We start from the raw sequence: 12,287 nt of genomic DNA, 5'->3' as shown, positions 1-12,287 counted from the left end.
GCGCGACGTCGTGAGCGCACCGGTCTTCGTCGACCACGGCGTGCCGGCCTCCCTGGCCCCGGGGGCGACCTACGTCCTCGGCGGGGCGGAGGGGCGGCACGCCGGCGTCGTCCAGCGACGGCGCGCCGGTGAGCGGGTCGACGTGGTCGACGGCGCGGGCACCCGCGTGCTCGGCGTCGTCGAGACGGTCGACGGCGGCGAGGTCGCCCTGCGCGTCGAGGACGTGCGGCACGAACCGGCGCCGGCCGTGCGCCTGACCCTCGTGCAGGCGCTGGCCAAGGGCGACCGCGACCACCAGGCGGTCGAGGCCGCGGTCGAGGTCGGGGTCGACGCCGTCGTGCCCTGGCAGGCCGACCGGTCCGTCGTCGTCTGGCGCGGACCGCGGGCCGAGAAGGCGCGCGCCAAGTGGGCCGCCACCGTGCTCGCGGCGGTCAAGCAGTCCCGCCGCGCGTGGCTGCCGCCGGTGGAGGAGCACGTCACCACGCGGACGCTGGCCGCCCGGGTGCGCGACGTCGTCGCCGCGGGCGGTGCCGTCGTCGTCCTGCACGAGGAGGCCACGACACCGCTCGCCGACGTCGCGCTCCCGGAGCCGGCTCTCGGCGCGGACGCGCCTCCCGAGCTGGCGCTCGTCGTCGGCCCCGAGGGCGGGATCTCCACGGAGGAGGTCAGCGCGCTCACCGACGCCGGCGCCGTGACGGCACGGCTCGGCCCGCACGTGCTGCGTACCTCCACGGCGGGTCCCGTCGCCGTGGCGCTCCTGAGCGACCGGCTGGGCCGCTGGCGGTAGCGTGGACGCATGACGACGGAGACCGAGGCGGACTGCCTCTTCTGCAAGATCGTCGCCGGCCTGCAGCCGGCCGACGTCGTGGCCGACACCGAGCGGGTCCTGGCGTTCCGGGACATCGACCCGCAGGCGCCGGTGCACGTGCTCGTCGTGCCCAAGGAGCACCACGGCGACGTGTCCGTCCTGGCCGCCGCCGACCCGGAGCTGCTCGCCGAGGTCGTCGCCGTCGCCGACGAGATCGCGCACGACCTCGCCGACGGCCAGTACCGGTTCATCTTCAACTCCGGCCCGCGTGCGGGCCAGAGCGTCTTCCACGTGCACGGCCACGTCCTGGCCGGCACCCAGCTGGGATGGAGTCCCGCCTGAGCATGACGTCCCCCGCCTCCGACCGCTCCCTGACCGACCACCCGCGGCACGCCACCGAGCATCGCGTCGTCGTCCCCCCGCACGTGCCGATGGTGGCGCTGCTCGGCAGCGGCGACTCCGTCCTGCGAGCGATCGAGGACGGGTTCCCCGGGGTGGACGTGCACGCCCGCGGCAACGAGATCTCCGTGCACGGCCCGGCCGGCGACGTCGCCCTGGTGGCACGGCTGCTCGACGAGCTGGTCGAGGTCGTCGAGGCCGGCACCCCGCTCACCCCCGAGGTGGTCTCCCGCTCGGTGTCGATGCTGACCTCCGCCGCCGCCCAGCGGCCCGCCGAGGTGCTCACCCACGACATCCTCTCCGGGCGCGGCCGCACCATCCGGCCCAAGACGGTGGGGCAGAAGCGCTACGTCGAGGCCATCGCGGCCAACACGATCACCTTCGGCATCGGCCCGGCGGGCACCGGCAAGACCTACCTGGCGATGGCGAAGGCCGTGCAGGCCCTGCAGGCCAAGCAGGTCAACCGCATCATCCTCACGCGTCCCGCCGTCGAGGCGGGGGAGAAGCTCGGCTACCTGCCCGGCTCGCTCAGCGACAAGATCGACCCGTACCTGCGCCCGCTCTACGACGCGCTGCACGACATGGTCGACCCCGACTCCATCCCGCGGCTGGTGGAGTCCGGCACCATCGAGGTCGCTCCGCTGGCCTATATGCGCGGCCGTTCGTTGAACGACTCGTTCATCATCCTGGACGAGGCGCAGAACACCTCCGCCGAGCAGATGAAGATGTTCCTCACCCGGCTCGGGTTCGGCTCGACGATGGTGATCACCGGCGACGCCACCCAGGTCGACCTGCCCGGCGGGACGACGTCGGGCCTGCGGGTGGTCGAGGACATCCTCACCGGGGTCGACGACGTCGAGTTCTGCCGGCTGAGCAGCACCGACGTCGTCCGGCACCGCCTCGTGAGCGACATCGTCGACGCCTACGCCCGCTGGGACAGCACCCGCCCGGCCGACGACCGCCGACGGCCCGGACGCCACGACCGAGGAGGACGCCGGTGAGCATCGAGGTCAACAACGAGTCCGGCGTCGAGGTCGACGAGGCCGAGTTCGCCGCCCTGGCCCGGTTCGCGCTCGACGAGCTGCACGTCCACCCCGCGGCCGAGCTGTCGATCGTGTTCGTCGACACCGCCGCCATGACCGACCTGCACGTGCAGTGGATGGACGAGCCCGGTCCCACCGACGTGCTGTCCTTCCCCATGGACGAGCTGCGCCCCGGCCGCGAGGGCGAGGAGACCCCGCCCGGCACGCTCGGGGACATCGTGCTGTGCCCCGAGGTGGCCGCCACCCAGGCCCGCGCCGCCGGGCACTCCACGGTCGAGGAGATGCTGCTGCTCACCACGCACGGGATCCTGCACCTGCTCGGCTACGACCATGCCGACCCTGACGAGGAACGAGAGATGTTCGCCCTGCAACGACGGCTCCTGCTGACCTTCCTGGCCGGGCGGTGAGCGGCGCGGTGGACGCTCCCGACCTCGTGCTGTGGGCCGCGCTCGTCGCGGCGCTGGGCCTGTCCGCGTTGCTCAGCGCCGGCGAGGCCGCCGTCGAACGGGTCACCAAGGTCTCGCTGGCCCTCGCCCTCGAGGAGCCCGGACCGGACGGCGGGACGCCCGCCCGACGCCGACGGCGCAACATTCGCCGGGCGCAGGCGCTCGCGGCCGACTCCCGTGCCGCCGGGTCGTTCGCCCTGGTCCGGGTGCTGGCCGAGACGGTGTCCGTGGCGTCGGCGACGTTGCTGCTGGCCCACTGGTTCGACCGGTGGTGGGAGGTGCTGCTCGCCGCCGCCGTCGTCGGGGTCCTCGCGGGGATCCTCGTGGTGCGGCTCAGCCCGCGCACGTGGGCCCACCACCGCCCCACCACGGCGCTGGTCATGCTCGCCGGCCCCCTGTCCGTCGTGCACCGGGCCGTGGCCTGGGTGCCGCGACGGGACCGGGCCGCCGACGTCGCCGTGCCCGAGACCGACGAGCTGCAGGACATGGCCGACCGGGTCCGCGAGAACGAGGCGATCGAGGAGCCGGAGCGCGAGCTGCTGCGCTCGGCCCTCCAGCTCGGCGACACCCTCGCCCGCGAGGTGATGGTGCCGCGCACCGACATGGTCACCGCCGGCGCCGACACCTCGCTGCAGAAGGCCATGCGGTTGTTCCTGCGCTCGGGCTTCTCGCGGATCCCGGTCGTCGGCCGCACCGTCGACGACCTGCTCGGCGTGGTCTACCTCAAGGACGTGGCGCGGCGGCTCGAGAACGACGCCGGGGCGGCGGACTGGCCCGTCCGGGACGTGGCACGCGAGGCGGTGTTCGTGCCGGAGTCCAAGCCGGCCGACGACCTGCTGCGCGAGATGCAGGCCCGGCGTTCCCACATCGCGATCGTCGTCGACGAGTACGGCGGGGTGGCCGGCCTGGTCACCGTCGAGGACATCATCGAGGAGCTCGTCGGGGAGCTGACCGACGAGCACGACACCGTCGCCGAGCCCGAGCCGGAGGACCTCGGCGACGGGCTCTGGCGGGTGCCCGCCCGGATGCCCGTGGACGAGCTCGGTGAGCTGTTCGACCTGCGCCTGGACGACGACGACGTCGACACCGCCGGTGGTCTGCTCGCCAAGGCGCTCGGCAAGGTGCCGCTGGCCGGATCCTCCGCCGACGCCGGGGCGCTGCGGCTCGAGGCCGAGCACGTCGAGGGTCGCCGCAAGAAGCTCGCCAGTCTCCTGGTGCGACGGATCGCACTCCCCGCGGTGGACGAGGACGACGACGTCGTGCCGCACGACCAGAAGGACGCCGTATGACCCACGAGAACCCGCACCGCTCCGGCTTCGCCTGCCTGGTGGGGCGCCCCAACGTCGGCAAGTCGACGCTGACCAACGCGCTGGTGGGGGAGAAGGTCGCGATCATGTCCGCCCGGCCGCAGACGACCCGGCACACCATCCGCGGGATCGTCCAGCGCGAGGACGCCCAGATGGTGCTGGTGGACACCCCGGGCCTGCACCGGCCCCGCACGCTGCTCGGCGAACGGCTCAACACGCTCGTGCTGGACACGCTCAGCGAGGTCGACGTGGTCGCGTTCTGCCTGCCCGCGGACCAGAAGATCGGACCGGGTGACCGCTACATCGCCAACCAGCTCGCCCCCCTGATGGAGGGCCGCCGGTCGGCGGTCCCGGTCGTGGCCGTGGTGACCAAGGCCGACCTCGTCGGCCGCGGCCAGCTGGCCGAGCACCTGCTGGCGGTGGACCAGCTCGCGCGGTCGATCGACCGCGACTGGTCGGCGATCGTGCCCGTCTCCGCGAAGGGCGGCTACCAGGTCGAGGAGCTCACGGAGGTTCTCGTGGCGCACCTGCCCGAGGGGCCCGACCTCTACCCCGGGGGTGAGCTCACCGACGAGCCCGAGGAGACGATGATCGCCGAGCTCGTGCGCGAGGCGGCCCTGGAGGGCATCCGGGACGAGCTGCCCCACTCGCTGGCCGTCGTCGTCGAGGAGATCGTGCCGCGGGAGGGCACCGGGCAGGACGAGGGCACGGACGGCGCCGCCGGTATTGCCCCGCTGCTGGACGTGCGCGTCAACCTGTTCGTCGAGCGCGAGAGCCAGAAGGGCATCATCATCGGCCGGGGCGGGTCCCGGCTGCGCGAGGTCGGGTCCCAGGCTCGGGAGGGGATCGAGAAGCTGCTCGGCGCGCGGATCTACCTCGACCTGCACGTGAAGGTGGCCAAGGACTGGCAGCGCGACCCCAAGCAGCTGCAGCGGATGGGGTTCTGAGAGCGCCGTACCGGTGCGTCCCGGCGGCCCCGCACAGGGTCGCCGAGTAGCATCCGAGAGGTGGTCTTCCGGACGTTCGCGGCCAGCCTGGCCCTGCTGGTCGGGCTGGCCGTCGTGGGATCCCTCGCCGGGCCGCAGTGGCACCCGGTCCCGGTGCGGGACCACATCGTGCCGACCCGCGTGGACACCACGATCGAGAGCAACGACCCCGTGTCTCTCGCCGACGCCGGACAGGTCGGGGACCACGAGGTGCGCAGCACGGTGGTCCCGGTCGACCTCGGCGACACCACGGTCGAGGGCCTCCTGCGCCGCCCCGTCGACGAGGACGGCACGCTGCTCGAGGACCGCCCGGGTGTCGTGTTCGTGCACGGTGCCGGCACGGGCCGGGCGCAGGAGGCGTTCGTCCGGACCGCCCGGATGCTGGCCAGCGCCGGGATCGTGACCCTCGTGCCCGACAAACGCCTGGACACGTACTCCACCCGCGAGCGCGACTACGAGGCCATGGCCGAGGACTACCTGCGGTCGGTGGACCTGCTGCGTACCGTCGAGGGCGTCGACCCGGCGCGCGTGGGCGCCTACGGCGAGTCGGAGGGGACCTGGATCGTCCCGGTCATGCAGGTCGACGACCCCACGCTCGCCTTCACCGTCCTGGTCTCCGCACCGGTGGTGCCCCCGCGCGAGCAGGCGGCGTTCGCCGTCGACAACTACCTGCGCAACACGGGGGTGCCCGGGCAGGTGTTCCGGGCGATCCCGCGCGCGGTCGGGATGCAGCTGCCGGGCGGCGGCTTCGACTACGCGGACTTCGACGTGCGCCCGTGGCTGGAGCAGCAGACCGCGCCGATCCTCGTCGTCTACGGCACCGCCGACCCGTCGATGCCCATCGAGCAGGGGGTCCGGCTGATCCTGGCCGACACCGGCGTGGGCACCGACGCGCCCGTGACGGTGCGGTACTACGCCGGGGCCGACCACGGCATCCGCCTGCGCGGCGAGCAGTCGACGGACGGAGCCGGGTCGCCGCTGCACCCCGACTTCCCGCGGGACCTCGCCGCCTGGATCCAGGGGCTGCCGGGGACCGCCGACGCCGCGCCCCGGGTCGCCGGCGACTCCCCGGAACAGCTCTACCTGGCGGCGCCGGTGCCGCGGCCGCAGTGGTGGGGCAACGGTGACGTCGTCGTCGCCGTGGTCGTGGCCGGGACCGGCCTGGTGGTGCTGGCCCTGGTGGCCTGGGGCGTCGCGGCGCTGGCCCACCGACTCCTGCACCGGCCGGCGCCGCACGGCGGCCGCTTCGCGCCCGGGGTGGGGCCGCCGCTGGTCGTGCTCGGGGTGGTGTCCGTCGCCACGGTCGTGGGTCTGGCGCTCTACCTGGCCGCGGTCGCCCGCCTCGCCGTGGACTACGAACGTGACGCCCTCGTGGTCCAGGGCGGCTGGATCACCGTGCGGGTGCTCGGCGTCGTCGCGGCCGTGGCCGCCGCCGTGCTGCTGCGACGGGTCGGCGACGTGCGGGTGCACCGTCGGGCCGACCGCGACGTGGCCGTCGCACACGGGGCGGTGGCGCACGTCACGTTGTGGGCCGTGGTGCTCGGCTCCGCGTTGTTGCTGGTCACAGCTGCTTACTGGGGGGTGTACCAGCTCGGGATCTGACCGTGCCGCGCCCCGGGGAGACGGGAGGCGGTCCGGTCGGGTAGAAACGTCCAGGTCCGGTCCCGGTTCCCCGGTCCGGGTAGGCCAATCGCAAGGAGTCACCGTCATGTCCGACGCCGTCGCCGTCGACCAGCGCCGATCGCCCTTCGCGGGGGTGCCCACCCGCGAGATCGTGCGCGACGCCGTCGCCGTGGGCGCCCTGCTCGTCGCGCTGCCGTTGCCGTGGGCGATGCTGCTGCGGGGCAGCGACCTGCTCTGGGTGGTGCTGGCCACGGTCGCCGCCCTCGTGGTGATCGTCGCGCCTTACGCCGAGCGCGCCGGTGTGCTGTCGGGGGGCTGGAAGCGCCTGGCCGAACCCGCCGCCCGTTGGTGGGGGCTCGCCCCCTACGGCCTGGTGGCGCTGCTGTACCTGGTGCTCGACGTTTTCAGCCCCGGGGACCAGGAGGGCTTCGTCGGCGGGGGGCTGGCGGTCGGGCTGGCCGGCGCCGTGCTGGCCGCCGCCATGACCGGCACCCGGCCGATGGTCGTCTCCGCGGTCGTCCTCGCCGCCGGGGCCGTGCTGAACCCGCTGCTGAACCTCGTCGGCGACACGTCGGCGAACGGCGTCCTCGGCGCACTGCTCGGTGCGGTCCTGGTGCTCGGTCTGCTCTGGGCCACGGTGCGCCGCTTCGTGCGGGGGGACGACGCCGCCGGGATCGTGCTGCTCGTCGTCGGCGGTGCGGTGATGCTGGAGATCGTCATGCTCGGTGGCGGCGTCGGCACCGCCTGGTTCGACTCGGTCCACGGGAGCCGCTTCGGGCTCCTGTTGCTGCCGGTCGTGTCCGCGGCGGCGGCCGTGCCGGTCCTGACGCGCATCGACGCCCTGGCCGACGAGCCCGTGGAGGCCGCCTCGGCACGCTGGGTCCGGGTCGCGGTGCAGTCCTTCGAGCTGATGACCCTCGTCGCGGGCTTCGTCGCCGCCGTCGCCCTCGTGCGCCTCGTGGGGGTCGGGGTCAGCGCCGAGGTCATCGTGCGGCTGATCGTCGGGGTGCTCGTCGTCGTGGTCGCCGTGCTGGCCCGCCGGGCCCTGCTGCGGAACCCGAAGGACGGGCACGCCACGGCGGTCGGGGCGGCCTGCGTCGTGGTCGTCCTCGGCGTGATCATCGTGGTGGCACGCGCAGGCGTCGGCACCGCGTCGCGGGTGGAGGAGCTGCTGCTGGCGCTCGCGCTGCCGGCCCTCGTGCTCGTGGCACTCATCGTGCCGCCCTCGGTCCGCGCCCTCCTGGGCAGCGAGCCGGCCACCGCCCCGGTCCACGGTCAGGCGGAGCACGGCCAGTACGCCCAGCCGGAGTACGGCCAGTACGCCCAGCCGGAGTACGGCCAGTACGCCGGGCCGGACCACGATCAGCCGGCGTACGGCCAGTACGCCCAGCCGGAGTACGGCCAGTACGCCGGGCCGGACCACGATCAGCCGGAGTACGGCCAGTACGCCCAGCCCGAGCACGCGCAGCAGTGGTCGGGCGAGGAGAGCGGGCACAGCGCCTCCTCCGCGGCGTCGCGGGAGCCGTCGTCGGGCTCGGAGCCGGGGGCCCGGTGGCGTGGCACCTGGGCCGACGGCACGGACGCGACGCAGCACATGTCGCCGGTCCGCTCCGCCCCGTCGGGCGAGCAGCCGCAGGCCGCCGGGAGCAGCTCCCCGGTGGACGCGACCGCCGTGCAGCAGCCCGTGCGTGCCCAGGCGGAGGCCACGCGGGCCGAGAGCACGCAGATGATGTCGCCGGTGGCCGACGCCCCGGCGGGGTCCTGGACCGCCGAGCAGGCGATGGACCCCCACACGCCGCTGGAGCAGCTCGCGCAGATCGTCCAGGAGGCTCCCCACCTGCGGCCGCACGTCGCCGCCAACCCCGCGACCTACCCGGCCCTGCTCGACTGGCTCGGCGCGCTGGGCGACCCGGCGGTCGACGCCGCGCTGCGCAGCCGGCGCTGACCACGCCGGCGGGCGCCCCGACCCGCGGTCGGAGCGCCCGCCCCCCGGGGGGCGGACCCGGTCGGGTCGCGGCGTCCCGGCGTGGGGTGGCGCCGCCGGGTGCGGTCGCGGTACACAGTGTGGACGTCAGGGTGACCTCGGCCACAAACGGTGTACGGTGTGAGGGTGCAGCACGTGGTGAGCCTCCTCCTTCGGTGCCGCGGCGAGGCCTAGTACAGGCCGGTTCCTCGCCGCGGGGAACGTTGGTGCGCCGGCCGTCACCGAGCCGAACCACCCCGAAGGACGACCTCCCGATGATCGCCGAGCACACCCACTCGACCAACGGCATCGCGGCGCACAACCCCCAGCGCCCCTCGCAGATGCCCTACCACCGCTACGTGCCGTTCCACGAGCAGATCCAGGTGGACCTGCCGGACCGCACCTGGCCCGACCGCCGGATCGAGAAGGCCCCGCGCTGGTGCGCGGTGGACCTGCGGGACGGCAACCAGGCCCTCATCGAGCCGATGAACGCCGAGCGCAAGCTGCGGATGTTCGAGCTGCTCGTCCAGATGGGCTACAAGGAGATCGAGGTCGGGTTCCCCTCCGCCTCGCAGACCGACTTCGACTTCGTGCGGACGCTCATCGAGACCGGACGCATTCCCGACGACGTCGTCATCCAGGTGCTCACCCAGTGCCGCGACCACCTCATCGAGCGCACCTACGACGCGATCCGCGGTGCCAAGCAGGCGATCGTGCACATCTACAACTCGACGTCGATCCTGCAGCGCGAGGTCGTCTTCCGCACCGACCAGGACGGCATCATCGACATCGCCCTGCAGGGCGCGCGGCTGTGCCGCAAGCTCGAGGAGACGGTGCCGGAGACGACCGTCTACTACGAGTACTCCCCGGAGTCGTACACCGGCACGGAGCTCGAGTACGCCGCCCGCATCTGCAACGAGGTCCTCGAGGTCCTGGAGCCGACGGCGGAGCGCCCGGTCATCGTCAACCTGCCGGCGACGGTGGAGATGGCCACGCCCAACGTCTACGCCGACTCCATCGAGTGGATGAGCCGGAACCTCAACCACCGCGAGCACGTCGTGCTGTCCCTGCACCCGCACAACGACCGGGGGACGGCCGTCGCGGCGGCCGAGCTGGGCTACCAGGCCGGCGCGGACCGGATCGAGGGCTGCCTGTTCGGCAACGGCGAGCGCACCGGCAACGTCGACCTCGTGACCCTCGGCCTGAACCTTTTCGGGCAGGGCATCGACCCGCAGATCGACTTCACCGTCGGCGGCGGCATCGACGGGATCCGGCGCACGGTGGAGCACTGCAACCAGCTGCCGGTCCACGAGCGGCACCCGTACGCGGGCGACCTGGTCTTCACGGCGTTCTCCGGCTCGCACCAGGACGCCATCAAGAAGGGCCTGGAGCACATGGCGGACCGCGCCGTGGCCGAGGGCAAGGACGTCGACGAGCTGACCTGGGGCGTTCCCTACCTGCCGATCGACCCGAAGGATCTGGGCCGCACCTACGAGGCGGTCATCCGGGTCAACTCCCAGTCCGGCAAGGGCGGCGTGTCCTACCTGCTGCGCACCGAGCACCAGCTCGAGCTGCCGCGCCGGCTGCAGATCGAGTTCTCCGGGGTCGTGCAGAAGTACTCCGACACCGCGGGCAACGAGGTCACCGGCGCCGACATCTGGCGCATGTTCACCGACGAGTACCTGCCGTTCGACGAGTACGGGCACTCCGACCTCAAGCCGTGGGGCCGCCTCCGGCTGCGCGAGATCCGCACCCGGGCCGCCGAGGACGGGACCACGACGCTCGAGGTGGACGTCGTGGACCAGGGCACGGAGCAGACGCTGGTCGGCACCGGCAACGGACCGCTGGACGCCTTCGTCACCGCGATCGCCGGCGTCGGCGTCGACGTCAAGGTGCTCGACTACGCCGAGCACGCGATGAGCGCGGGCGGCGACGCCGAGGCCGCGGCCTACGTGGAGTGCGCCGTCGGCGACGACGTGCTGTGGGGCGTGGGCATCGACCCGTCGATCACCACCGCCTCGCTCAAGGCCATCGTCTCGGCGGTGAACCGCACCGAGCACGCCTGAGGCCCTCGCTGACAGGGGCACCTGGGACAATGGCCAGGTGCCCCTGTACCGAGACGACGCGATCGTGCTGCGCACCCAGAAGCTGGGCGAGGCCGACCGCATCATCACGCTGCTGACCCGCGAGCACGGCAAGGTCCGTGCCGTCGGTCGCGGTGTGCGGCGCACGTCCTCACGGTTCGGCGCCCGGCTGGAACCCTTCATGGCGGTCGACGTCCAGCTGCACACCGGCCGCAGCCTGGACTCGGTGACGCAGGTCGAGACGATCGGCCCGTTCGCCCGGCAGATCAGCGCCGACTACGCGCTGTACACCGCCGGGGCGGCCATGCTGGAGACCGCCGACCGCCTGGTCTCCCAGGAGCACGAACCGGCCGTCCAGCAGTACTGGCTGCTCGTGGGCGCGCTGCGAGCGCTGTCCGAGCGGGCGCACGCCCCCGGGCTGGTGCTGAACTCCTACCTCCTGCGCGCGCTCGCCGTCGCCGGGTGGGCACCGTCGTTCACCGAGTGCGCCCGCTGCGGCGAGCCCGGGCCGCACCACGCCTTCGCCGTCGCGCAGGGCGGCGCGGTGTGCACGCGCTGCCGCCCGCCCGGGTCGCCGTCGCCGGCCCCGGAGACGTTCGTGCTGCTGGCCGCGCTGCTCGCCGGTGAGTGGGACGTCGCCGACGCCGCCGAGCCGCGCCACCGCCACGAGGCGGACGGCCTCGTCGCCGCCTATTCGCAGTTCTACCTGGAGCGCACCCTGCGCTCGTTGCGCCTGATCGAGAGAGAGGCCTGATGCCCCGCGCCCCCCGTGAGTACGCCGAGCCCTACGCGCACCCCTCCGGTGCCACGCCGCCGGACATCCCCGCCCAGTTCGTGCCGAACCACGTCGCCGTCGTCATGGACGGCAACGGCCGGTGGGCCAACGCGCGCGGGCTGTCCCGGATCGAGGGGCACAAGGAGGGCGAGAAGTCGCTCCTCGACGTCGTGGCGGGCGCGGTGCAGATCGGCGTCAAGCACGTCTCGGCGTACGCGTTCAGCACGGAGAACTGGAAGCGGTCGCCGGAGGAGGTGAAGTTCCTCCTGGGCTTCAACCGGGACGTCATCCGCCGGCGCCGGGACGAGATGGCGTCCTGGGGCGTGCGGATCCGCTGGGCGGGGAGGCGTCCGAAGCTGTGGGGCTCGGTGATCGACGAGCTGCAGCGGGCCGAGGAGATGACGAAGGACAACGACCGCTGCACGCTGACCATGTGCGTGAACTACGGCGGCCGCGCGGAGATCGCCGACGCGGCGGCGGCGATCGCGCGGGACGCCGTCGACGGGAAGATCAACCCGGCGCGCGTGACCGAGAAGACGATCCAGCAGTACCTCGACGAGCCGGACCTGCCGGACGTCGACCTGTTCCTGCGGTCCTCGGGCGAGCAGCGCACCAGCAACTTCATGATCTGGCAGGCCGCGTACGCCGAGCTGGTGTTCCTGCCCGAGCCGTGGCCGGACGTGGACCGGCGGCACCTGTGGAGGGCGGTCGAGGAGTTCGCGCGCCGCGACCGGCGCTACGGCGGGGCCGTGGACGTCCCGGGCGCGTCGGCCTGACGCCGAACAGATGACGCCCGTCCGAGATCGCGTTCACGGGCCCCAGGGGCCCCTCCACTTCGGGATCGACGACCTCG

General features: G+C 73.3%; 11 protein-coding genes. All 11 read left to right on the top strand.

The annotated features are described in order from the left end of the window. Positions 1 to 10 precede the first annotated feature (10 nt). The 11 genes from Q6349_RS12265 (at position 11) to Q6349_RS12215 (ending at position 12,210) form a co-directional block, all read left to right on the top strand. Positions 11 to 787 (top strand): 16S rRNA (uracil(1498)-N(3))-methyltransferase, encoded by a 777-nt coding sequence (locus Q6349_RS12265; RefSeq protein ID WP_304604301.1) that lies wholly within the window; start codon positions 11 to 13, stop codon positions 785 to 787. A 9-nt stretch (positions 788 to 796) separates the two neighbouring features. Further along, the gene (locus tag Q6349_RS12260; RefSeq protein ID WP_171247949.1) at positions 797 to 1,150 is read left to right on the top strand and encodes a histidine triad nucleotide-binding protein; all 354 of its coding nucleotides are present in this window, start codon (positions 797 to 799) and stop codon (positions 1,148 to 1,150) included. Between the two features lie 2 nt (positions 1,151 to 1,152). Continuing rightward, positions 1,153 to 2,208, top strand: coding sequence for a PhoH family protein (locus Q6349_RS12255; protein WP_304604467.1), 1,056 nt, complete (start codon positions 1,153 to 1,155; stop codon positions 2,206 to 2,208). Further along, positions 2,205 to 2,657: an rRNA maturation RNase YbeY gene (gene ybeY / locus Q6349_RS12250; RefSeq protein WP_304604300.1), complete on the top strand. Its 453-nt coding sequence runs from the start codon at positions 2,205 to 2,207 to the stop codon at positions 2,655 to 2,657. The genes Q6349_RS12255 and ybeY overlap by 4 nt, the downstream gene beginning before the upstream one ends. Before the next feature lie 8 nt (positions 2,658 to 2,665). After that, the gene (locus Q6349_RS12245; RefSeq protein WP_304604299.1) at positions 2,666 to 3,985 is read left to right on the top strand and encodes a hemolysin family protein; all 1,320 of its coding nucleotides are present in this window, start codon (positions 2,666 to 2,668) and stop codon (positions 3,983 to 3,985) included. Further along, complete coding sequence (era, locus tag Q6349_RS12240; RefSeq protein ID WP_304604298.1) at positions 3,982 to 4,950, top strand: GTPase Era; 969 nt, start codon at positions 3,982 to 3,984, stop codon at positions 4,948 to 4,950. Before Q6349_RS12245 ends, era begins: the two co-directional genes overlap by 4 nt. 60 nt (positions 4,951 to 5,010) lie before the next feature. Beyond that, positions 5,011 to 6,591 carry a S9 family peptidase gene (locus tag Q6349_RS12235; protein ID WP_304604297.1) on the top strand — a complete coding sequence of 527 codons (1,581 nt, stop codon included), beginning with the start codon at positions 5,011 to 5,013 and terminating at the stop codon, positions 6,589 to 6,591. 106 nt (positions 6,592 to 6,697) lie between these two features. Next, positions 6,698 to 8,557: a hypothetical protein gene (locus Q6349_RS12230; RefSeq protein ID WP_304604296.1), complete on the top strand. Its 1,860-nt coding sequence runs from the start codon at positions 6,698 to 6,700 to the stop codon at positions 8,555 to 8,557. Between the two features lie 293 nt (positions 8,558 to 8,850). Then, complete coding sequence (leuA, locus tag Q6349_RS12225) at positions 8,851 to 10,641, top strand: 2-isopropylmalate synthase (RefSeq protein WP_171247956.1); 1,791 nt, start codon at positions 8,851 to 8,853, stop codon at positions 10,639 to 10,641. 37 nt (positions 10,642 to 10,678) lie between these two features. After that, positions 10,679 to 11,413, top strand: coding sequence for a DNA repair protein RecO (gene recO / locus Q6349_RS12220; RefSeq protein ID WP_171247957.1), 735 nt, complete (start codon positions 10,679 to 10,681; stop codon positions 11,411 to 11,413). Beyond that, positions 11,413 to 12,210, top strand: coding sequence for an isoprenyl transferase (locus Q6349_RS12215; RefSeq protein WP_304604295.1), 798 nt, complete (start codon positions 11,413 to 11,415; stop codon positions 12,208 to 12,210). Before recO ends, Q6349_RS12215 begins: the two co-directional genes overlap by 1 nt. Positions 12,211 to 12,287 lie beyond the last annotated feature (77 nt).

Source organism: Isoptericola sp. 178 (assembly GCF_030586525.1).
Classification (GTDB): domain Bacteria; phylum Actinomycetota; class Actinomycetes; order Actinomycetales; family Cellulomonadaceae; genus Isoptericola; species Isoptericola sediminis.
The sequence above is the reverse complement of the archived record's forward strand: the minus strand, read 5'-3'. Positions and strand labels throughout refer to the sequence as shown.